The sequence below is a fragment of the Streptomyces sp. NPDC001135 genome (assembly GCF_053598395.1).
In genome coordinates this window covers 504,101-525,929 of record NZ_JBSFKD010000001.1, presented here as the reverse complement: position 1 = coordinate 525,929, position 21,829 = coordinate 504,101, and the positions used below count along the sequence as shown (strand labels likewise).

Genomic DNA, 21,829 nt, shown 5'->3' with positions numbered 1-21,829 from the left:
CAAAGTCTTGCGGTGATCGATGGTAGGCAGTGGGCGGGCCGGGGCCAACCCATTCGACCAACGATTCGCACGCACTTGGGGCACCGCTGCGTCCGCCGCACCCACCGCTTCGGCTCAGCCGGTGCCGTCCGCCTCGTCCGTGACGTCGTACCCGCTAACCGCGCACCTGGCCGAGCCACTGCAGGGTGCGCCGGATCTCCAGGGCCATCGGGTGACCGGGGCCCCGCAGCCGCTCCACGTCCATCAGCAGCCGGGCCAGGGTGTCGTGGGCGGACGGCCGGTCACCCAGGGCGAGCAGCAGATGGCCGATGCGCCGGCGCACCTCGTGGGCGAGCTGCGGGTCGCCGGAGACGTACTGGTTCTCGTAGTACGGCAGCAGCGCACGGTACTCGGTGAGCGCCGCCGCCGGTTCGCCCAGCTGCTCCAGGCACTGCGCGGCCTCGTAGCGGTAGCGCAGGGACTGCGGGTCGGCGTGGCCGGCCTCGGCGGCGCGTTCGTCGGCGAGCCGGCGCAGTTCGGGCAGCGCGCGCCGGTACTGGCCGTCGTCCATGAGCGTCGCCGCGTACTGCTTGCGCAGCGTGCGCACCACCGGGGAGTGCTCGCCGTGCTGCTCGGCGGCGGCGGGCAGGATGGCGCCCAGGATGTCCACGGCCTGGGTGATGCGCCCCTCCCCCAGCAGGCGCTTGACCTCGTCGACGGCCGCGGCGACATCGGGCTTCTCGGCCACCGGCGGCGCCGGCGTCACGGGGGCGGGCTGGGGCGCGGGGGTACGCGCACGGTCCGGCCAGGGAGCGTGCGGGCGCAGGAAGGGGCGCGTGGGGTCCAGGGGCGCCCCTGTGGGCGTCCCACGCGCGGGCAGGAGCAGAGCCAGGTCCTCGTACACCTCCTGCGCGGAGCCCGGCCGGTGCTGCGGGTCCTTGGCGAGCAGCCGCAGGACGAGGGCCTCCAGCGCCTCGGGGACCTCGGGGCGGGTCCGGCGCACGGGCACCGGGGGCTCGTACAGGTGCCGGTGCAGCACACCGAGGGCCGTGGAGCCCGCGAACGGCACGTCACCGCTGAGCAGTTCGTGCATCAGCACGCCGAGCGCGTACAGGTCGGTGTACGGGCCGACCGCGCCGCCCATCGCCTGCTCCGGCGCCATGTAGGCGGGCGAGCCGATCGGGGAGCCGGTGTGGGTGAGACGGGTGGTGTCGGTGTCCATGACGGACGCCACGCCGAGGTCGAGCACGGTCACCGTGCCGTCCTGCTTCACCATCACGTTGCGCGGCTTGAGGTCGCGGTGGACGATCGGCACGGCGTGCACGGCGCTCAGCACCGCGCACAGTTGCGCGGCCACCGCGACCGCCCACGGCCACGGGTACGGATCGTGCTCGGCGAGATGGTCGGACAGGTCGGCGCCGTCGACGTACTGCATGACGAGGAACAGTTCCTCGCCCTCGCTGCCCGCGTCGTGCACGGTCACCAGACCGGGGTGGTCCACCTGCGCGGTCACCCGGCACTCGCGCAGGAACCGGCGGCGCAGCTCGTCCGCCTCCTGGCCCGCCACCTTGTCGGGCCGCAGCAGCTTCACCGCCACGCGCCGGTCGAGCCGCCGGTCGTACGCCGTCCACACCTGGCCCATGCCGCCCTGTCCGATGAGCGTGGACAGTTCGTACCGGCCGGCGACGACTCGTCCTGCCGCCACGCTCACCTTCCGCCCTCGTGGCCGTCGTGCCCGGCGTCATGCTTGCGCAGGTAGTCGCTCAGCTCGTCCAGTTCGGCGCGCACCTGCTCGATGTGGGTGGGCGCCGGGCGCCGCGGCGGCGGGGGCACGGGCGTGCGCGGCATCGGGGGCGGCGTGTGCGGGACGGCCGGGGCCGGGGGAAACGGCGTGTCGTGGCCCGCTCGGCCGATCGGCGTCGCCGGGGCGGGCGCCGCCGTGTACGGGTGCGCGGGGCCGGGGTAGCCGTACCCGGCCTGCGCCGGCCGCTGTGCCGCGTACGACTGCTGCCGCAGCATGAAGTGACGGATGTCCGCGGCGAGGTAGTACGCGATCGCGGCCACCAGCGTGCCGAGCAACAGGAACATGCCGAAGTAGCCGCCCGGGGTGTGCACATCGTCACCGGACTCGGTACCTATCAGCACCAGACTGAGGATGTCGGCGAACAGCGCGGCGACGAACAGGCCCCAGTCCAGCGACCGTCGCGTCACGATCGCCAGCCGCAACAGCATCACCCAGGCCAGCAGGCCGACGCTGAAAAACCCGGTCGCCACGAACAGCACACGCAGCAGAACCAGCCACGCGGTGTGCGGCGGCCGCTTCACCGGCTGTCCGTAGCCGAGGCCTTGCATGACTGCTCCTGATGCCTGATTTGGGCGTACGTGTCCGCCCGGCGCGTTCCGTCGGGCGGAGAACGCCGGTCGTGCGATTGTCGCTTCGAGCATATGACCCGACACGGACAAGGACACGGACAAGCGTCCCGGTTGTACCGAACCGTTGTCCTGCGCACTCCGTCGGCGGGCGGTCAGTCGGGCGCCACCGTACCGTCGGTGAGGCCGTCGTACATCCCGCGCACGAGCTGCTCGCCGAGCCGGCTCGTGTGGCGCAGCGCCCGCTCGAACTCGTCGAGTGCGCGGAAGCGCGCGCCGTAGCGCCGTTGTTCGTCCAGCGGGAGCCGGGGCAGCTGCAGGCGGCGCACGTCCAGGCGGGTCGCGGTGGAGGCGTAGCTGCTGGCCTGCCGGTTGTTCGCAGTGCCGCGCAGGAAGCCGGCGAGGAACCACGGATCGAGCGCCGTGCGATCGGGGCGCAGGAGCACGAGGTTGCGCCCCAGGGCGGCGCCCCCGGTCGCCTCGTCGATCACGCGCGCCACCGAGCCACCGCCCACCACCGGTACGACGACGTCACCCGGCTCGGTCAGTACGGCCTCCTCCTCGCTCTCGGGCAGCGTCCCGGAGGGTGCCGAGCCGGCGAGGACGTCGTGGTCGGTGAGCACGGGCACGCGCGCGTGGCCGCCGTTTCCGCCGGTGCGCATCATCAGCGCGCCCCCGCGCGCGAGTTCGCCGACGGTGGTGAGCGGCCAGCGCGCGCCCGGCGCCGGCGCGGCGGGCGGCGGGGTGAGGCCGGCGGTCAGGCGCAGGGTGGCACCGAGGCGCTCGCGCACCGCCGTGAGCGCCTCCGCGCCGTCGGCCACGGCGGCCGGCGGCAGATGACGGGCGGGAGCGAGGTCCACGTCGTCGTCGAGGAGTTCGATGACCGGCACGGACCGGGCGAGTCCGGGCCGCTCCTCCAGCCGCCCCGCGCGCTCGAAGGCGCGCCAGGCCTCCAGGACGGCCTCCCGCACCGCCGCCCAGTCCGGCCCGCCGCGCCCCTCCCCGGCGAACCTCCCCGTGTCCACGAGCAGCACCTCGGGCGCCGCCGGTGTCCGGTCGGGCCGGCGCAGCACCCACACGTGCAGCGGGATGTTGTACGGCGGTGCCGCCCCGACCGGCAGCGCGACCACGGCCCTGAGGGCGCCCCGGCGCAGCAGGTCGGCGCGGATCCGGCGCCCGGAACGGCGGGAGGCGGCGGCCGGCGGCATGAGCAGCACGGCGAGGCCGCCGTCGGCCAGCCGGGCCAGCGCGTGCTGCACCCAGGCGAGCTCGGACTCGGTGCGGGCCGGGAAGCCGTACTCCCAGCGGGGGTCGTAGGCGAGTTCGTCGTGGCCCCAGTTGCGCTCGTTGAACGGCGGATGGCACAGCACGGCGTCCGCGCGCAGCCCGGGGTGGGCGTCGGCGCGCAGGGTGTCACCGACGGCGCCGCGCACGGTGGCCCGGGAGTGCAGCGCGAGCCGCAACGCGGTGAGCGCGGCCAGGTCGGGCGCGCTGTCCTGGGCGTACAGCTCCTGGTCGGGGCGGGGACCGACGGCCCGCAACAGGGCGCCGGTGCCGCAGGCGGGATCCACGACGCGACGGGCGGGCCCGGCGAGGTCCGCCATGAGGCCGGCGAGTTCGGCCGGGGTGAGCGTGTACTGACGGGGGTTGGCGTCCAGGTGCCGCCCCAGCAGGAATTCGAAGGCCTGGCGCGCCCCCAGCTCGGCGGCCAGCTCGGCCGCGCCGCGCAGGAGCGGGGCGGAGAGGAGGAGCTGGGGGCCGGAGGGGGTGCGGAGCGCGGGGGTGGGGCCGGCGGTGGCGGAGGCGGAGGTGTTCACACCGGGCGCCGGGGAGGCTGGGTTCATACCGGGCGCCGGGGAGGCTGGGTTCACGTCAGGTGCCGCGTGACCCGGGTTCACACGTGACCCTGAGAGCCCGGCGTTCACGGCAGATGCCGCATGGCCGGGGTTCACATCCGGCGGCGTGTGACCCGCGTTCACACCAAGTGCCGTAGCACCCTCGTTCACAGCGGGGGTATCCGGCGCGACGTTCACACCTTCCGCGTCACCGGCCCCGTTCACCCCCTCCGCGCCACCGGACGCGTTCACAGCCGGACCCCCGCCCACGGCTCGCCCGCCGCGCGCCGCGCCGCCCGGTACACCGCCGAAGCGCGGCGCCATCACCTGCTCCAGCGCGCCCGGCAGCATCGCGGCCAGGCGCGCGTCGGAGCCGGCGCTCGCGTCGAGCCAGACGGTGGGGCGCTCGTGGATCAGCAGTAGGACGCATCCCGCGTGCACCAGGGCGGCCAGGGGGCCCTCGGGGTGTCCGACGAGTTGCTGCCAGACGCGTTCCCGCAGCGGGACCTCGGCGAGTTTGCCCTGCTTGCGCAGCCAGGACTCGACCTCGGCGAGCGCGAAGGACGGGCTGGTCTCGGTGCCGCCGACCGGCCTGGGGAAGTCGGCGTGCCGGCGCCGCCAGTTGCTCACGGCGGCTCGGCCCACCCCGGCGAGCCGGGCGATTCCGGCCGCGGTCACCTCTGTCGCGTTGTCCTGCACCGGCCCCGCTCCCCTCGTTCCGCCTGTGCACCGAGCATACCGGCGTACACAAGATCCAGGATTTCACGACCGTGTACTCACACAACTCTGTGAATCGTGTTGACTCGGTTCACAGCCTCTGTTCTTATTGACCCAGCGAACGAGCGGCCACCGGAGGGGGAGGCCGCCGCTCTGGGAGGGGATGCGCCATGGGTATGAAGGCCAAGGTCGCGCTGGGCGCCGTCGTGGGAGTCGTCGTCATCGGTGCCGTGTCCGCGAACGCCGGCAGCGGAGGTGGCGGCAAGGACGGCGGCTCGGACGCCAGCGGCAAGGGCTCGTCCGCCTCCGCCGGGCACACGCCCGGCGGCACCAAGGGCAAGAAGGGCACGGGGGACGCGCGGACGGCCGGGAAGCAGAAGGCCGCCCTCGCCGGCGACGGCGAGTACCAGGTCGGCTCGGACGTGCGGCCGGGCACGTACCGCACGCGGGGCAACAGCGACGACATGTGCTACTGGGAGCGCGCCAAGGACGCCAAGGGTGAGACGGACTCGCTGCTGGCCAACGACAACGTCAGCGGCACGAGTTACGTGACCGTCAAGGCCACCGACAAGATCTTCAAGTCCAGCGGCTGCAAGGACTGGGAGGCCGTCGACCCCAAGGCGAAGGGCACGCCCGCCTCGTCGATGGACGGCGACGGAGGCATGTACAAGGTCGGCACGGACATCGCGCCGGGCACGTACAGGTCGACCGGCAACAAGGACGACTCCTGCTACTGGGAGCGCACCAGGGACGCCGAGCACGGGCTGGACTCGGTCATCGCCAACGACAACGTGACCGGCACGGCCGTCGTCACCATCGGCCCGGGCGACGCCTACTTCAAGACCACCGGCTGCGGCGACTGGAAGAAGGCCGCCTGACCCGGCCCCGAGTCACCCCCCACCCCACCCCCCACTCCCCCACCACCGCTCACCTGCCACACCCACTCTTTTCAAGGACTGTCATGCGTCTCTCCCCCCGTCTCTCCCCCCGTGTCACCACGCTGCTCGCCGTCGCGGTGCTCCCGCTGGCCCTCACCGCCTGCTCCTCCGGTTCCTCCTCTCACGACGGGAGCGCGAGCGCCGAGCCGGCCAAGGCGAAGGACCTGAACGCCGGTCTTTCCACCGGTACGCGGCTGAAGAAGGCGATGGCGCCCGCGTCGGCCTTCCCCTCCGGGCTCACCCTCGAGGCCGCCGGTGCCGCGGACAGCGGCGGCGCGTTCCTCGCCCCGTCCGGCCGGAGCGCCGCGAAGCCGGACTGCACCAGGCTGGAGGGCACGTCCTGGATCCAGCTGAGCGGCTTCAAGGGGGGCGTGTCGTTCGCGCAGAACGACTACGCCAACCAGGACAAGACCGAGGAAGTCGCCCAGGAGATCGACCAGTTCCAGGGCACCACGGCGACCGAGGTGATGAAGGACCTGCGGGACGTCGCCACGCGGTGCGCCACGTTCACCGACACCGACACGCACTCCAAGGTGAAGCTCACGGGCAGGTCCACGGCCGGGCTCGGTGACGAGGCCTACACGATGACGCTGACGAGCGGCACGTGGGAGAACGGCACCACGCTGATCGCGGCGCGCTCGGGCAGGTCCGTGGTCACCGTGCTGTCCACGGCGGGCGGCGACAACGGCGCCGCGTCCGCGAAGCAGGTAACGACGAAGGTCCTGACGGCGCTGAAGTAGGAGGCGAAGCCGGGCGGCCGGGCCTGAACACCGGCCGCCCAGCCGCCACCCCGCCCCGTGAAAGATGCCCATGCCTCCGACGTCCCGCCCCGCCGCCAGGACGGCCGCGGAAGAAGCCGCCGCACGAGACCGCGGCCTCCCCGGAACCCCGCTGCGTGCCGCGCTCGCTCTCGGCCTGCTGACCGGGTTCTACCTGCTGGCCCTGCTCCTCCTCGCCGCGCTGGCGGTCCTGGACGTCACCCTGGCCCGGGGCCCGGGCTTCACGGTCGTCACTCTCGAGGGCTGCCTCGGCTCACTGGCGGTCGCCTGGTGCGTGGTGCGGGTCGTCCTTCTCAGCCGTGACCGCGGGGACGGGCGGGACGGGCCCTGCGGCCTGTCGCTGACGCCGCGGGAGCAGCCGGAGCTGTGGCGGCGCGTGCGTGACCTGGCCGAGCGGGTGGGCACCCGGCCGCCCGGGGAGATACGGGTGGTCCCGGGGGCCAATGCCATGGTGCGGGAGGACGCCCGGTGGCTCGGGCTGTTCGGGGGCGAACGGCGCCTCTTCCTCGGCGTGGCACTGCTGATCGGCCTGCCGGAGGACGAGCTGGACGCCGTACTCGCGCACGAGCTGGGGCATTACGCGCATGACGACACCCGGCTGGCCGGCCTGGTCTGGGCGCTGCGCGCCAGGTTGCTGCGTACCGTGCTCGCGTTGCAGCACCGGGCCGCACGTCAGGAGGCCGAGGAGAAGGCGGCATTCGCCGCGCGGGCCGTACGGCGCCGGGCGGCCGGCAAGCCGCCACCGGTGAGGCGGGAGCCCACGCGGGGCCCGGACCGCTGTCTGGCCATCGTCTTCTCCGCGTACGCGTGGCTGTGCCTCCGCCTGACCGAGGCGGTAAGCCGTCGGCAGGAGTACGCGGCCGATCTGACGGCCGCCCGGATCGCCGGACGGGACACCACGGCCGCCGCGCTGCGCCGCGTCCCCGCGCTCGAAGCCGCGGACGGCCTCTATCTGAACGCTTACGCGCGGATGGGGTGGGAGGCCGGCCTGCTGCCGCCGGAAGGACAGTTCTACGGCGGGCTCGCCCTTCTGCTCGCCGACGGCGCCCGCCGGGCGGAACTGGAGGCTCTGGCCGGGGAGCCGCTCCCGCAGGAGAGGTCCCAGGAGAGGTCTCCCTACGACAGTCACCCGCCCACGGCCGACCGCGTCGCGGCGCTGGAGGCGCTCCCCGACGACGGACGCGCCGCCCCGCGCGTACGGCGCCCGGCGTCCGCGGTGCTCCGGGCACCGGACAGTGTCCTGGCCGGGCTGGAGCGGGTCGTGCTGAGTCCGGAGGCGCTGTCCATGCGCCGGGTGCCCTGGGCCGAACTGCCGTCGCGGACCCGGCGCGAGAGGTGCGCGCGGGGCGCGGAACCGCTGCTGCAGGCCATGGCCCGGGCGGACGGCGCGCGAGGCGTCGCCACCCCCGAAGTCACCATCCCCGAAGTCGCCATCCCCGAAGTCACCCCGCCCGCAGTCACCCCGCCGCCGGTCACCGCCCTCGAAGTCCCCCCGCCCGGAGCCGTCCCGCCCGCGGTCACGCACCTCGGCCGTCTCCTGCACCTGATCGACCACGGCCTGCTGTACGACATCGCCGGCCGGCTGCCCAGATCGGAGCAGGCCGGCCGGAGCAGTGGCCGTGCGGCGCGCGAGTTCGCCAGGACGGCCTTCCGCTCAACCCTGCGCCACCTGGTCCTGCTCGCCGCGCTGGACGCGGGGCTGTACCGGTGGGAGCTGTGCTGGGCGGGGCCCCCGGCGCGGCAGGTGGCGTCCGACCGGCTCACCGAGGCGCTGGAGGGGGCCTTGGACCACGCGGTCGCCGATCCCCCGGACACGGCACCCCTGCGCGCGCTGCTGTCCGGCGGGGACCGTGTTCCGGTGGGCGGCACGGCACTCCCGCCCCCCGTCCTGCCCTGACCCCCTCCCGCTCTCTCTTCCCCCTCGCAGCATCTCCGGTCACCTCTTCAGGCGGCCCGACTCGGAAAGACCCGGTATGAACGTCCTGATCGACATAGCCGGTGCCGGCGCCCTCGTCTACGCGGCCGTCACCATCCCGCGCAACGCCCGAAAGGCGCGTGCGCTGCGGGCCGAGGCGAAGGCCAAGACGCCGGTCAACATCGACCCCGCCGCGTACGGCCTGGTGCCCGCCGCGCAGCTCGACACCCGTGCCGCGGGTCCCGATCCGGAGGCCGACGCGGTCGCGGCGGCCGCGCTCGCCGGTGACTGGCGGCGGGCCGCCGCCTACCTTGCCGGGGCGGGCCGTGACTGGGACCTGCGGTGGTACCGGCTCGGCATCCTCACGGACGCCGCCGCCGAGGACGACACCTGGCTCAAGGCATGGCGGACCGAGTACCCCGACGACCCGTCCGCCGCGCTGGTGCACGCCGACGCGCTCGTCACGCTCGCCGGCCGGGTCCGCGGTGCGAAGGGGGCGAAGCACACCACGGCGGAGCAGTTCGAGGGCTTCCACCGGCTGCTGGCCCAGGCGCTGCCGGCCTGCCAGGAGGCCGCGCGGATGGCACCCGACGACCCCAGCCCCTGGATCGCGCAGATCACCGTCGCTCTGGGTCTCGGCTGGTCGCACGACGAGTTCCGGGCGCTGTGGGCCGAGGTCACCGCACGCGACCCCCACCACTTCACGGCCCACGTCAACGCCTTGCAGTACTGGTGCGCCAAGTGGCGTGGTTCACACGAGCTGATGTACGCGTTCGCCGAGCAGGCCGCCGCCTCGGCTCCGCCGGGAAGCCTGCTGCCCGTCCTGCGCCTGTACGCGCTGCTGGAGCACGGGACCCGGGAGCCCAACGAGCCGGTGTACCACCAGCCGTTCGTCCAGGGGGCCGTGGACGCCACGCTGGACGCCGTGGACCGGGTGCCGGCCGGGCACCACCGGCTGCCGGTGGTGCGGCACCTGCTGGCGGACACGCTGTTCCTGACGAAGCGGTACGCGGAGGCCGTCGAGCAGTTCCGGGCGGTCGGCGGACACATCGGCAGCGTGCCGTGGACGTACTCCGGCAACCCGGTCAAGGCCTTCGTCTACGCCCGCACCAACACCTTCGTCTTCTGGGAGAAGGCCGGCCGCCCCGCCCCCGCGCCCCGCGGCCACGCCGCCGGGAGCTGACGGGCACCGGGGCCGCGGCGGCTACAGCGGGTGCCGCATCCACACGTTGGGCTCGACGTAGACGGCGTACCCGCGCTCCGGTTCGCAGCGGACGGGGACCAGTGCACCGGGCACCTCGACGTCCTCGGCGGTGTCGAACGGCAGCCCCGTCCAGCGGCGCCATTCCTCCAGTGAGGCGCCCACGGTCATGGAGGCGGGTGCGAGGGAGTCGATGCGCGCGCCGGCACGCGCGTGGACGCGCAGCCAGGGATCCTCGGGCAGGCCGTCGGGGCGGACCCGGTGGGCGTACTCGCTCATCGGGGTGCGCGGTTCGCGGTGCTTGGCGCTGGGGCGGACGGGGGCGACGACCTCACGGAAGCCGTGGGCGCGTGCACGGTCGCGCATCGCCGAGAGCATGACGGCGGACAGCCCGCGGCCCTGGGCGCGCGGGGCGACGGTGATGGAGATGGCACTCACCGTGTCGGGGCGGGTGCCGCGGCGCAGGTCGGCGAAGGCCCACAGCAGGACCTGGTCCCAGCCGCGCGCGGGCAGGGTGCGCCGGCCGTCGGTGCCGAGGGCGAAGGGCACGCTGAAGGCGTGGGCGACGATCTCGCCGTGCTCGTCCTCCGCGAACAGCGCGTACTCCGGCAGTTCGGTGGGGATACGGCCGTAATGGGCGGTGCCCACGGGATCGTTGGTCACGAACTCGGGCCAGGTGTCGGCCATCTCGAACAACGCCGGCAGCCGGTCGGGCCGCTCGGCGATGCTGCTCACCTTGACGTCCATGACGCTCACGGTAGGCGCCCGTGTCCGGCTCCGGAAAGGAATTTCGCCGGCTGCCGGAGAGGCGGGCTCCGGCTCACCGCGCCCGGAAACGGTCCGGTGCGTGGGTGGGGTTGCCGCCCGTGGGGAGTTTCTGGCCGGGGCAGCCGGTGAGGACCTTCTTCATGGCGGCCTTCTCGGCGGCGGTGACCCACAGGCCGTACTTCTTCTTCACCGCGACCTGGGCGGCCACATAGGTGCAGCGGTACTTCGGGTTCGGCGGCAGCCAGGTGGCCGCGTCGCCGTCTCCCTTGCCGCGGTTGGCGCTCGCGTCGACGGCGATGAGGTTGAGGGGGTCGTTGGCCAGCGCTATGCGTTTGCTCGGGTCCCAGTACTTGGCGCCCTTCTGCCAGGCGTCGGAGAGGGCGACGACATGGTCGATGTCGACCAGGCTGCGGCCGCGCCGGTAGGTGATGTCCTTGCCGGAGTAGGGGTCGGGTTCGAGCAGGCCGTAGGAGACCTTGCAGGCGCCGCCGGTGAACTTCACGTCCTTCAGGTCGCGTTTGAGTATGTCGTCGCGGGTGTCGCAGGAGTTGGAGTCGGTGTCCGCCCAGGCGGTGCCGAAGCGGGCCCGGGAGTACCCGGTCTTCGGGGCGCGTCCCTTGACGGTCAGCGAGTCGGCGGCGGCCAGGACCGCTTGCCCGCCCCCGGTCCTCACGGGTCCGGAGGATCCCTTGGTCTGCTCGCTCTTGCAGCCGGCCACGGTGACCGTCATGACGACCACCGCGGTGACCGCCCCGCCCCTCAGACGCGTCACGGTACGTCCCCCTTGCTCGCCGTTGTCCGCCCTGGTGGGCGGGCGGATCGTTCCTGTGCCCACGGTAACGGACCCCCGGCTTCCGCCCGATGGGACCAAATGGGTGCCATCAGGTGCAATACGGGCCCGACTTGGGGCATGGAGGGGCTTGGCCGGGTAGCCCGCGGGGTGCGGCCGTGCGCCCGCTCACCCCTCGCCTCCGCCCGGCCTGCTTGACCTTGCCGCCGGCGTCAGGGTTCGAGGATCCCGGCATGAGCGAAGACACCCGCACCCCAAGTCCCCGTGTCGTCGTCGTCACCGGTGCCGGCACCGGTATCGGCCGGGCCACCGCGCGCGCGTTCGCCGCCGAGGGCGCGCGGGTCGTCGCGGTCGGCCGCCGGGCGGCCCCCCTGGCCGAGACGGCCGACGGGCACCCCGGGATCACGCCGCTGGCCGCCGACGTCACCGCGCAGGACGGTCCGCGGGCCGTCGTACGGGCCGCACTCGAACGACACGGCCGTATCGACGTCCTGGTCAACAACGCGGCCGTCGTCGACACCCAGTCGCTGCGGACCTACACGCGCGCGTCCGTGGCGCCCCAGCTCGCCACGAACCTCCTCGCCCCCGTGCTGCTCACCCAGGCCGCGCTGCCGGCGCTGGAGGAGAGCCGGGGGGTGGTGGTGAACGTGACGACGTCGGTGGGTCAGCGGGGGTGGCCCGGCAACTCCCTCTACGCGGCGGGCAAGGCGGCGCTGGAGGTGCTGACCCGCAGCTGGGCGGTCGAACTGGCGGCGCACGGCATCCGGGTCGTCGCCGTGGCTCCGGGGGCGATCGAGACACCGATCGCCGACCACTCCGGCTACACGCCCGAGGAGCGCGCCGCCATCCGTGAGTGGCAGCTCGCCCACACCCCGCTCGGCAGGATCGGCCGCCCCGAGGAGGTCGCCTGGGCGATCACCCGGCTCGCCTCACCGCAGGCGTCGTTCGTGACGGGGGTGGTGCTGCCCGTGGACGGCGGAGCGGTCGTCGCCTGACCGGGCCCGCCCCCTCACGGACCCGCGTCCCCCGCCTCCCGCAGCGCCGCCGCCAGCCGGTCCCGTACCGCCGTCTGCGCCGCGATCCGCGCGTCCAGCACGGCCAGCCGGTTCCGGGCGACGTCGAGGCCCTTGGCGGGGACGGGGCCGGCGGTGACGTCCCCGTCCAGGCAGGGCAGGAACACGCGGACGTCGTCCAGGGTGAGGCCCGCCTCCAGCAGGTGCCGGATGTTGCGGACGCGCACGACGGCACCGGGGTCGTACTCGCGGTAGCCGTTGGCGGCACGGTCGGAGGTGATCAGGCCCTGCTGTTCGTAGTGGCGCAGGGCGCGCGGCGTCGCCCCGGTCGTCGCCGCCAGGTCACCGATCCGCACACGCGCCCCCCGTGGCCCGCACCGGACTGCCTACGATCCCAGGACCGAGGCGAGGAACTCCCCGACCCAGCCCAGCAGTTCACGGCCGACCAGCGGCTTGCCGCCGACCTTCGCGGTCTTCGGGCGCGGGACCAGCACCTGGTGCGCGGCGGGCTTGATGACCGTGCCCGGGTACAGGCGTTTGACCCGCAGTTCCTGCGACTCGCGCAACTCCACCGGCGCGAAGCGGATGTTGGTGCCCTGCAGGACGATCTCGCCGACGCCGCACGCACGCGCCAGCATCCGCAGCCCGGCCACCAGCAGCAGGTTCTCCACCGGTTCGGGCAGCTTGCCGTAGCGGTCGGTGAGTTCCTCGCGGACGGCCTTGATGTCGTCCTCCGAGGTGGCGGAGGCGATGGCGCGGTACGCCTGCAGGCGCAGGCGCTCGCCGGGGGCGTAGTCGTGCGGGACGTGCGCGTCGACGGGCAGCTCGATCTTGACCTCGAGCGGCGCCTCCTCCTCGATCTCACCGGTCTCCAGCTGGCGCCGGTAGTCCGCGACGGCCTCGCCGACCATACGGACGTACAGGTCGAAGCCGACGCCCGCGATGTGACCGGACTGCTCGCCGCCGAGGAGGTTGCCGGCGCCGCGGATCTCCAGGTCCTTCATCGCCACGTACATGCCCGCGCCCATCTCGGTGTGCTGGGCGATGGTGGCCAGGCGCTCGTGCGCGGTCTCCGTGAGCGGCTTCTCCGGCGGGTACAGGAAGTAGGCGTAGCCGCGCTCGCGGCCCCGGCCGACCCGGCCGCGCAGCTGGTGCAGCTGGGACAGGCCGAAGGTGTCGCCGCGCTCCACGATCAGCGTGTTGGCGTTGGAGATGTCGATGCCGGACTCGACGATCGTCGTCGACACCAGGACGTCGAACTTCTTCTCCCAGAAGTCGACGACGACCTGCTCCAGCGTCGATTCCGACATCTGGCCGTGGGCCGTGGCGATGCGCGCCTCGGGGACGATCTCGCGCAGCCTGGCGGCGGCGCGGTCGATGGACTCGACCCGGTTGTGGATGTAGAAGACCTGGCCCTCGCGCAGCAGTTCGCGGCGGATGGCCGCGCCGATCTGCTTCTCCTCGTACGGCCCGACGAAGGTGAGCACCGGGTGGCGCTCCTCCGGGGGCGTGGTGATCGTGGACATCTCGCGGATGCCGGTGACCGCCATCTCCAGGGTGCGCGGGATGGGCGTGGCGGACATGGTCAGCACGTCCACGTTCGCGCGGAGCTTCTTCAGCTGCTCCTTGTGCTCGACGCCGAAACGCTGCTCCTCGTCGACGATGACCAGGCCCAGGTCCTTGAACTTCGTCTCGGAGGAGAACAGGCGGTGGGTGCCGATGACGACGTCCACCGCGCCCTCCTTCAGGCCTTCCAGGACGGCCTTGGCCTCGGTGTCGGTCTGGAAGCGGGACAGCGCCCTCACACTCACCGGGAACTGCGCGTACCGCTCCGAGAACGTCCCGAAGTGCTGCTGCACCAGCAGGGTCGTGGGCACGAGCACGGCCACCTGCTTGCCGTCCTGTACGGCCTTGAAGGCGGCCCGCACCGCGATCTCGGTCTTGCCGTAGCCGACGTCGCCGCAGATCAGGCGGTCCATGGGGACGGACTTCTCCATGTCCTCCTTGACCTCGGCGATGGTGGTGAGCTGGTCCGGGGTCTCGGCGTAGGGGAAGGCGTCCTCCAGTTCGCGCTGCCAGGGCGTGTCGGCGCCGAAGGTGTGGCCGGGGGCGGCCATGCGCGCGCTGTAGAGCTTGATCAGGTCGGCGGCGATCTCCTTGACGGCCTTCTTCGCGCGTGCCTTGGTCTTCGTCCAGTCGGCGCCGCCGAGCCGGTGCAGGGTGGGTGCCTCGCCGCCGACGTACTTGGTGATCTGCTCCAGCTGGTCGGTCGGGATGTAGAGGCGGTCGCCGGGCTGGCCGCGCTTGGCGGGCGCGTACTCCACGACCAGGTACTCGCGGGTGGCGCCCTGCACGGTGCGCTGCACCATCTCGATGTAGCGGCCGACGCCGTGCTGTTCGTGGACGATGTAGTCGCCCGGCTCCAGGGTGAGCGGGTCGATGGTCTTGCGGCGGCGGGCCGGCATCCGGGCGCCCTCGCGGCCGGTGGCGCGCTGGCCGGACAGGTCGGTCTCGGTGAGCACGGCGAGTTTCAGCGCCGGGTCGACGAGGCCGTACTCGATCGAGCCGCAGCAGACGTGCACCACCGACGGGCTCAGCTCGCCGAGGTCGGCGTCGAGCCGTGCGGCGATCCCCTCGCCGCCGAGCACCTCGACCGTGCGGGCGGCCGGGCCGTGGCCCTCGGTGACGAACACCGTGCGCCAGCCGTCGGCGAGCCAGCCCTTGGTGTCGGCGAGGGCCCGCGCGGTGTCACCGCGGTAGGTCTCGGGTGCGTGCATGCCGAGCTTGAGGGTGTCCGCGTCGAGCTCTTCGTCGGCCGCGAAGGGGGACACCGACCACCACATCATGTCCCGCTCGCGCGCGCGGTCGCGGACGTCGGCGATGGACCACAGGGAGGCGGCACCGACGTCGATGGGCGCCTCGCCGCCGCCGGCGGTGGCCGCCCAGGAGGCCTGCAGGAACTCCTGGCTGGTCGCGACGAGATCGGCCGCACGCGTGCGTACCCGCTCCGGGTCGCAGACCACGGCCATGGCGCCCTTGGGCAGCACGTCGAGCAGCAGTTCCATGTCGTCCACGAGGACGGGGGCGAGGGACTCCATGCCCTCGACCGCGATGCCCTCGGCGATCCTGTTCAGGAGTTCACCGAGCTCCGGGTGCTCCTCGGCGAGGGCACGGGCGCGTGCGCGTACGTCGTCGGTGAGGAGCAGCTCGCGGCACGGCGGCGCCCACAGGCCGTGCTCGGCGACCTCCAGGGAGCGCTGGTCGGCGACCTTGAAGTAGCGGATCTCCTCGACGTCGTCGCCCCAGAACTCGACGCGCAGGGGGTGTTCCTCGGTGGGCGGGAAGACGTCCAGGATGCCGCCGCGCACGGCGAACTCGCCGCGCTTCTCCACCAGCTCCACGCGCGCGTAGGCGGCGGCCGCGAGGGCCTCCACGACGTCGTTCAGGTCGGCGCTCAGGCCCGGCTTCAGGGACACCGGCTCCAGGTCGCCGAGGCCCTTGACCTGCGGCTGCAGCACGGAGCGCACGGGCGCCACGACGACGGAGACGGGGCCGGTCCCGGGGTCGTCCGGGCTGGGGTGGGCGAGGCGCCGCAGGACGGCGAGACGGCGGCCGACGGTGTCGCTGCGCGGGCTGAGCCGCTCGTGCGGGAGGGTCTCCCAGGACGGGTACTCCACGACGCCCTCCGGGGGGAGGAGGGAGCGCAGGGCCGCCGCCAGGTCCTCGGCCTCGCGGCCCGTCGCCGTGACCGCGAGGACGGGGCGGCCGGCCTCGCGGGCGAGGGCGGCGACCGCGAAGGGGCGGGCCGCCGGGGGGCCGACGAGGTCGACGTGCATGCGGTTGCCGTCCGCGGCCGCCGTGATCGCTTCCGCGAGGGCGGGGTCCTTGACGACGGCGTCGAGCAGACCGTGCAGGCTCATGGGGGCTTTCCGTCCGGGGTGGGCAACGCAAGTAGCCCGGCGCGGGTGGCAGCCGGGGCTGTCCAGCCTACGACGCCGGCGGCGTCGCCGTCGGGGGCTGTGGACAACCCCGGGGAAGTGCACCGGCAGAACAACCCGGTGCCGGGGAGCCCTGGCGGCTCCCCGGCACCGGGTCTTTCCCCCGCAACCCCCGTATGCGGTGGTCGTCGGCCGGCTCGCGCGGCTAGTCCGTCGCGATGGCGTTCAGGACGTTCATCCGGCCGGCTCGGAACGCCGGGACCAGCGCGGCGAACAGGCCCACGAAGGCCGAGGCGGCGAAGACCGTGATGATCGTCGGCCAGGGGATGTCCAGGACGTTCAGGCCGTCCAGGGCCAGGAGCTTCTGGGCGGTCGCCCCCCAGCCCATGCCGAGGCCCAGGCCGAGCAGGGCGCCGAAGACGGCGATCACCACGGACTCCAGGCGGATCATGCGGCGCAGCTGGCGGCGGGAGAGGCCGATGGCCCGCATGAGGCCGATCTCCCGGGTCCGCTCGACCACCGACAGCGCCAGGGTGTTCACGACACCCAGGACCGCCACGATGATCGCGAGTGCCAGCAGGCCGTAGATCATGTTCAGCAGCTGGCCGATCTGGTCCTTCAGTGCCTTCTTGTAGTCGGTCTGGTCGCGCACGGTCACGTCGGGGTTGTCGTGCAGGGCCGACTTCAGCGCCTTGTAGGCGGCTGCCTGCTGACCGTCCTCCGCCGTGGCGAAGAGGAATTCGTCCTGCGGCATCCGGTCTGCGGGGACGTACTTGGCCATCGTCCGGATGGACGTGTACTTCGCGCCCGCGTCGATGAGACCGTCACTGCTGGTGATGGCCCGTACGGTCAGGTGGCCCGTGGAGCCGTCGGCGAAGGCCACGGCGATCCTGGAGCCGAGCCGGATGCCGTGCTCCTTGGCGAACTTGTCGGGTACCGACATCGAGTCGGGCCGGTAGGCGTCCTTCAGCTCGCCGGCGACCGTCTTGGTGCGCACGTCGCTCGCGTAGGTCGGGTCGGCGGCCATGATCGTGGTCTTCTTGAGGCTCGTGCCGTCCGGCAGGGTGAAGTCCGCGTCGGTCCACTTGTACTCGGTGACCCGCTTGAGGCCCGCCGTCCCCTTGACGGCCTTGACCGCCTGCGGGTTGAGGAGCCCGCCCTGGTTGCCGCTCTGGACGATGAAGTCCGCGCCGACGGTCTTGTCGAGCTGGTCGGTGGCCGAGGCGACCATGGAGGAGCCGACCACCGACAGACAGGCCACCAGGGCCAGGCCGATCATCAGGGCCGCGCCGGTGGCGCCGGTGCGGCGCGGGTTGCGCAGCGCGTTGCGCTCGGCCATCCGGCCCACGGGGCCGAAGATCCGCAGCATGACCGCGCCGAGGACCCGGACCAGTCCGCCGGCGAGCAGCGGGCCGATGACGACGAAGCCGATCAGCGTGGCCACCACGCCCAGGCCCAGCCATCCCGAGCCCGCCTTGGCCTTGTCGGCGGTGGCGGCGACGTACAGGCTCCAGCCTCCGGCGGCGGTGAGGACCAGGCCGATCACGGCCCGGACGGTGCCGGCCCTGGCGTCGGCCGGGGCGCCCGCGTCGCGCAGCGCGGCCATCGGGGAGACCTTGCCGGCGCGCCGGGCGGGCAGGTAGGCGGCCAGGACGGTGACCAGGACGCCGAGGAGCAGGCCTACGGCGGGGGTCGTCCAGGCGACGGTCAGGTCGTCGGTGGACAGGTGCATGCCCATCTGGCCCATGAGCTTCATCAGGCCCACGGCGATGCCGACGCCCGCGCCGACGCCGAGCAGGGACCCGAGCACGCCGAGCAGCAGCGCCTCGATCAGCACCGACCGGTTGACCTGCTTGCGGGAGGAGCCGATGGCGCGCATCAGGCCGATCTCACGGGTGCGCTGGGCGACCAGCATGGAGAAGGTGTTGATGATCAGGAAGATGCCGACGAGGAGGGCGATGCCGGCGAAGCCGAGCATCGCGTACTTCATGACGTTCAGGAAGCTCTTGAGGCTCTTCTGGTTGGCGTCGGCGACCTCCTTGGCCGTCTGCACCTTGTAGGCGTGGCCGAGGGCCGCGGTCACGTTCTTCTTCAGCTGCGCGTCGGTCACGCCCCGGGCGGCGGTGACGTTGACGTTGGTGTAGACGCCGGTCTGTCCGACCAGGGTCTGCTGGGCGGTCCTCGTGTCCAGGTAGAAGATCGCCGCACCCGGGTTGGTGACCTTGAAGGCGGCGATGCCGGACACGCGCGCGTGGTACGTGCCCACGACCGAGATCATGCCGATCTCGTCACCGAGCTTCAGGTGGTGCTTGTCGGCGGTGTCCTCGTCGACCATCACCTGGCCGGGGCCCTGGGGCGCCCTTCCGGTGGTGATCTTCATGGTGCGGGCGTCGTTGCCGTTCCAGCTGCCGACGATGGTGGGCGCGCCGCTGCTGGGCGACAGCTTGTCCTTCTTGGCGTCGACGACGGTCACCGAGGTGGAGAACACCGTCCCCTCGGCCGACTTCACGCCCCGCGCCCCGCGGACCTCGCCGAGCACGGCGGCCGGCACGACCGGCGGCTTGCCGGTGCGGGAGGTCGTCTCACCGGTGTCGGAGGCGCCCTTCGCGCTGACCGTCACGTCCGAGGCCGTGGCCTGGAAGAGTTTGTCGAAGGTGGTGTTCATCGTGTCGGTGAACACCAGCGTGCCGCACACGAACGCCACCGACAGCAGGACCGCGACCGCCGAGAGCGCCATACGGCCCTTGTGCGCGAAGAAGTTGCGCATCGAGGTCTTCAGGACGGTCATGACGTACGCCCCCGGGCGTCGAAGTCCTTCATGCGGTCCAGGACCTGATCGGCCGTCGGCTGGTACATCTCGTCGACGATCCGGCCGTCGGCGAGGTAGAGCACACGGTCCGCGTAGGAGGCGGCCACCGGGTCGTGGGTGACCATGACGATGGTCTGGCCGAGTTCGTCCACCGAGCGGCGCAGGAAGCCGAGCACCTCGGCACCCGCACGCGAGTCGAGGTTTCCGGTCGGCTCGTCCCCGAAGATGATCTCGGGGCGGGCGGCGAGCGCACGGGCCACGGCGACACGCTGCTGCTGGCCGCCGGAGAGCTGGGTCGGCCGGTGCTTGAGCCGCCCGGCGAGCCCGACGGTCTCCACCACGCGGTCCAGCCACGCCCGGTCCGGCTTGCGCCCCGCGATGTCCATGGGCAGCGTGATGTTCTCGAGCGCGTTCAGCGTCGGCAGCAGGTTGAACGCCTGGAAGATGAACCCGATCCGGTCCCGGCGCAGCTGGGTGAGCTTCTTGTCCTTCAGGCCGGTGATCTCGGTCTCGTCCAGGTAGATCTGACCGCCGGTGACGGTGTCGAGCCCGGCGAGGCAGTGCATCAGCGTGGACTTGCCGGACCCCGAGGGGCCCATGATCGCGGTGAACTGGCCGCGCATGATGTCCACGTCCACGTGATCGAGGGCGACGACACGGGTCTCACCGGACCCGTACGCCTTCACGACCTGCCGCGCCCGCGCGGCAACGGCCGTACGCCCTCCAGTGCCCCCGTGCCTGGGAATGGTCACAGCCGATGTCACGGTATGTCTCCTAAGTCGGTCATGCTGCTCAGCAGGTCTGCGGATGGTGCCCCGGCGTGCCGGGGAGTCGTCCTGGGATCGTCGATGAGTCTCGCCTTCGGCGGGGGCGCCGCGCGCTGGTGCGAAGCCCCCTCTTGCCGTGGGGAAAACCCCACCCCCGCCGGTTCCGGCAGCCGCCCCCCAGCGGCGTAAAGCCAGGTTAAGGACGGCACCGGGAGCATCTCGTCCTCCGGGGGTACGAACGCTCCCCGAGCCGTAGTACGGAGATACCCCTAGGGGTGCTCCACCGCGGGGTGGAGACGCTCTCGGGGTCGGCTCCACCCTTGGTCGCGAACAGCCTGCACCCTCCCGTCGCGTGAGGGTCAATGGGAAGCTGGCCCACCGGAGATGGATGCAAGGGGCACGGAGAGGGGACGGCCGGTGGGAGGCACGACACCCGCGATACGCAAGGGAGCCGCACAGGGCACCGGGACCCGCCGGCGGGGCGCGGTGGTCGCCGCGCTGATGCTGGCGATGGCGCTGGCCGCGCTGGACGCCACCATCGTCTCCACGGCCGTACCGCAGATCGTCGGCGACCTCGGCGGGTTCTCCGTCTTCTCCTGGCTCTTCTCCGGCTATCTGCTCGCCGTGACCGTCACGCTCCCCGTCTACGGCAAGCTCTCCGACACCTTCGGCCGCAAGCCGGTGCTGGTGGCCGGCGCGGCGGTGTTCCTGCTGGGCTCGCTGCTGTGCGCGGGCGCCTGGAACATGGCGGCGCTGATCGCGTTCCGGATCGTGCAGGGCCTGGGCGGCGGGGCCCTGCAGGGCACGGTGCAGACGCTGGCCGCCGATCTGTATCCACTGGCGGAGCGCCCGAGGATCCAGTCCAGGCTGTCCACGGTGTGGGCGGTGTCGGCGGTGGCCGGACCGGGCCTCGGCGGGGCGTTCGCCGCATACGCCGACTGGCGCTGGATCTTCCTGGTCAACCTGCCGATCGGCGCCGCCGCCCTCTGGCTGATCGTCCGTCATCTGCACGAGCCGGAGCGGGAGGAGCCGCAGGACGCGGACGGCACGGCACGCGCGCGTGTGGACTGGGCCGGCGCGCTCGCGGTGTTCGCGTGCGGCGGGGTACTGCTGACCGCGCTGGTGCAGGGCGGGGTCGCCTGGCCGTGGCTGTCGGCGCCGTCGCTGACCCTCTTCGGCACGGGCCTGGCGCTGGCCGGTGGAGTGGTCCTGGTGGAGCGGCGGGCCGCGCAGCCGATCATCCCCGGGTGGGTGTGGCGGCGCCGGACCATCGCGGCCGTCAATCTGGCGCTCGGCGCGCTGGGCCTGCTGATGGTGGCGCCGAGCGTGTTCCTGCCGACGTACGCGCAGTCGGTGCTCGGACTGGCGCCCGTGGCCGCCGGGTTCGTGCTGTCGGTGTGGACGCTCAGCTGGCCGGTGTCGGCGGCGTTCAGCCAGCACGTCTACCGGCGCATCGGCTTCCGGGACACCGCGCTGCTCGGCATCGGCCTGGCCGCGCTGATCCTGTGCGCGTTCCCGTTCCTGCCCTACCCCGGCTCGTGGTGGCAGCCGGCGCTGCTGATGCTGCTGCTCGGCGGTGCGCTCGGGCTGTTCCAGCTGCCGCTGATCGTCGGGGTGCAGTCGACGGTGGGCTGGTCCGAGCGGGGCACCACGACCGCGTCGGTGCTGTTCTGCCGGCAGACCGGACAGACCGTGGGCGCGTCACTGTTCGGCGCCGTCGCCAACGGGGTGCTGGCCGCCCGGCTGGGCGGCGCGGGCGACCTGGACTCCGTCACGCGCGCGTTGGACGCCGGAACGGCCCCGGAGGCGACCCGGCGGGCGATCGCCGACGCGGTGCACGCGGTGTACCTCGGCGCGGCGGGCGCGGCGGCCCTGGCCTTCCTGGTACTGCTGCTGGTGGCGCCGCGGCGGTTCCCGGTCCGCGAGGAGTGAGCGGGCCGGCCGGCGGCTCACCCGGGCGGTACGCCCAGGTCGGACACGTCTTCGCGTAGTAAGCGCATACCGACCGGC

At 72.9% G+C, this 21,829-nt stretch carries 15 protein-coding genes; 6 read left to right on the top strand and 9 right to left on the bottom strand.

Annotated elements, in window-relative coordinates:
* Window positions 1-154: 154 nt before the first annotated feature.
* The 3 genes from ACWC94_RS02550 to ACWC94_RS02540 all read right to left on the bottom strand — a co-directional run bounded on the left by ACWC94_RS02550 (window position 155) and on the right by ACWC94_RS02540 (window position 4,883).
* Window positions 155-1,648, bottom strand: coding sequence for a protein kinase domain-containing protein (locus ACWC94_RS02550; protein ID WP_450794609.1), 1,494 nt, complete (start codon window positions 1,646-1,648; stop codon window positions 155-157).
* Between the two features lie 38 nt (window positions 1,649-1,686).
* Window positions 1,687-2,331 carry a hypothetical protein gene (locus ACWC94_RS02545; RefSeq protein ID WP_450794497.1) on the bottom strand — a complete coding sequence of 215 codons (645 nt, stop codon included), beginning with the start codon at window positions 2,329-2,331 and terminating at the stop codon, window positions 1,687-1,689.
* A gap of 173 nt (window positions 2,332-2,504) precedes the next feature.
* A complete protein-coding gene (locus ACWC94_RS02540; RefSeq protein ID WP_450794496.1) occupies window positions 2,505-4,883 on the bottom strand; it encodes an N-6 DNA methylase in 2,379 nt (792 codons plus the stop codon).
* Window positions 4,884-5,071: 188 nt separating this feature from the next.
* Here ACWC94_RS02540 and ACWC94_RS02535 point away from each other — a divergent pair, with 188 nt between their 5' ends.
* From ACWC94_RS02535 to ACWC94_RS02520, 4 genes are all read left to right on the top strand, one after another.
* Window positions 5,072-5,779 carry a hypothetical protein gene (locus tag ACWC94_RS02535; protein WP_450794494.1) on the top strand — a complete coding sequence of 236 codons (708 nt, stop codon included), beginning with the start codon at window positions 5,072-5,074 and terminating at the stop codon, window positions 5,777-5,779.
* An 83-nt stretch (window positions 5,780-5,862) separates the two neighbouring features.
* Entirely contained in the window at window positions 5,863-6,579 is a 717-nt protein-coding gene (locus ACWC94_RS02530) for a hypothetical protein (RefSeq protein WP_450794493.1), read from the top strand.
* A 70-nt stretch (window positions 6,580-6,649) separates the two neighbouring features.
* On the top strand, window positions 6,650-8,515 hold the full coding sequence (locus ACWC94_RS02525; RefSeq protein ID WP_450794492.1) for a M48 family metalloprotease: 1,866 nt from the start codon (window positions 6,650-6,652) through the stop codon (window positions 8,513-8,515).
* A 76-nt stretch (window positions 8,516-8,591) separates the two neighbouring features.
* Window positions 8,592-9,716, top strand: a complete 1,125-nt coding sequence (locus tag ACWC94_RS02520; RefSeq protein ID WP_450794491.1) for a hypothetical protein — start codon at window positions 8,592-8,594, stop codon at window positions 9,714-9,716.
* Window positions 9,717-9,737: 21 nt separating this feature from the next.
* Here the strand turns inward: ACWC94_RS02520 and ACWC94_RS02515 are convergent, their stop codons facing one another.
* Together ACWC94_RS02515 and ACWC94_RS02510 are read right to left on the bottom strand one after the other, a co-directional pair.
* Complete coding sequence (locus tag ACWC94_RS02515) at window positions 9,738-10,481, bottom strand: GNAT family N-acetyltransferase (protein WP_450794490.1); 744 nt, start codon at window positions 10,479-10,481, stop codon at window positions 9,738-9,740.
* 73 nt (window positions 10,482-10,554) lie between these two features.
* Window positions 10,555-11,274, bottom strand: a complete 720-nt coding sequence (locus ACWC94_RS02510; RefSeq protein ID WP_450794489.1) for an HNH endonuclease family protein — start codon at window positions 11,272-11,274, stop codon at window positions 10,555-10,557.
* Between the two features lie 251 nt (window positions 11,275-11,525).
* Here ACWC94_RS02510 and ACWC94_RS02505 point away from each other — a divergent pair, with 251 nt between their 5' ends.
* The gene (locus ACWC94_RS02505; RefSeq protein ID WP_450794488.1) at window positions 11,526-12,287 is read left to right on the top strand and encodes an SDR family NAD(P)-dependent oxidoreductase; all 762 of its coding nucleotides are present in this window, start codon (window positions 11,526-11,528) and stop codon (window positions 12,285-12,287) included.
* Window positions 12,288-12,301: 14 nt separating this feature from the next.
* On the opposite strand, the gene ACWC94_RS02500 is transcribed toward ACWC94_RS02505, so the two are convergent.
* The 4 genes from ACWC94_RS02500 to ACWC94_RS02485 all read right to left on the bottom strand — a co-directional run bounded on the left by ACWC94_RS02500 (window position 12,302) and on the right by ACWC94_RS02485 (window position 19,816).
* Window positions 12,302-12,661, bottom strand: a complete 360-nt coding sequence (locus tag ACWC94_RS02500; protein WP_450794487.1) for a MerR family transcriptional regulator — start codon at window positions 12,659-12,661, stop codon at window positions 12,302-12,304.
* A 30-nt stretch (window positions 12,662-12,691) separates the two neighbouring features.
* Window positions 12,692-16,225, bottom strand: coding sequence for a transcription-repair coupling factor (gene mfd, locus ACWC94_RS02495; RefSeq protein WP_450794486.1), 3,534 nt, complete (start codon window positions 16,223-16,225; stop codon window positions 12,692-12,694).
* A 223-nt stretch (window positions 16,226-16,448) separates the two neighbouring features.
* A complete protein-coding gene (locus ACWC94_RS02490; RefSeq protein ID WP_450794485.1) occupies window positions 16,449-19,031 on the bottom strand; it encodes an ABC transporter permease in 2,583 nt (860 codons plus the stop codon).
* Window positions 19,028-19,816 (bottom strand): ABC transporter ATP-binding protein, encoded by a 789-nt coding sequence (locus ACWC94_RS02485; RefSeq protein ID WP_450794484.1) that lies wholly within the window; start codon window positions 19,814-19,816, stop codon window positions 19,028-19,030. Before ACWC94_RS02485 ends, ACWC94_RS02490 begins: the two co-directional genes overlap by 4 nt.
* Before the next feature lie 387 nt (window positions 19,817-20,203).
* Here ACWC94_RS02485 and ACWC94_RS02480 point away from each other — a divergent pair, with 387 nt between their 5' ends.
* Window positions 20,204-21,751 carry an MFS transporter gene (locus ACWC94_RS02480; RefSeq protein ID WP_450794483.1) on the top strand — a complete coding sequence of 516 codons (1,548 nt, stop codon included), beginning with the start codon at window positions 20,204-20,206 and terminating at the stop codon, window positions 21,749-21,751.
* Window positions 21,752-21,829 lie beyond the last annotated feature (78 nt).

Bases quoted from the DNA above. Each gene is read 5' to 3' on its own strand.
- ACWC94_RS02525 (WP_450794492.1), top strand. From the start codon at position 6,650: ATGCCTCCGACGTCCCGCCCCGCCGCCAGGACGGCCGCGGAAGAAGCC.
- ACWC94_RS02530 (WP_450794493.1), top strand. From the start codon at position 5,863: ATGCGTCTCTCCCCCCGTCTCTCCCCCCGTGTCACCACGCTGCTCGCC.
- ACWC94_RS02480 (WP_450794483.1), top strand. From the start codon at position 20,204: ATGGATGCAAGGGGCACGGAGAGGGGACGGCCGGTGGGAGGCACGACA.
- mfd (WP_450794486.1), bottom strand. From the start codon at position 16,225: ATGAGCCTGCACGGTCTGCTCGACGCCGTCGTCAAGGACCCCGCCCTC.
- ACWC94_RS02535 (WP_450794494.1), top strand. From the start codon at position 5,072: ATGGGTATGAAGGCCAAGGTCGCGCTGGGCGCCGTCGTGGGAGTCGTC.
- ACWC94_RS02515 (WP_450794490.1), bottom strand. From the start codon at position 10,481: ATGGACGTCAAGGTGAGCAGCATCGCCGAGCGGCCCGACCGGCTGCCG.
- ACWC94_RS02520 (WP_450794491.1), top strand. From the start codon at position 8,592: ATGAACGTCCTGATCGACATAGCCGGTGCCGGCGCCCTCGTCTACGCG.
- ACWC94_RS02505 (WP_450794488.1), top strand. From the start codon at position 11,526: ATGAGCGAAGACACCCGCACCCCAAGTCCCCGTGTCGTCGTCGTCACC.
- ACWC94_RS02545 (WP_450794497.1), bottom strand. From the start codon at position 2,331: ATGCAAGGCCTCGGCTACGGACAGCCGGTGAAGCGGCCGCCGCACACC.
- ACWC94_RS02490 (WP_450794485.1), bottom strand. From the start codon at position 19,031: ATGACCGTCCTGAAGACCTCGATGCGCAACTTCTTCGCGCACAAGGGC.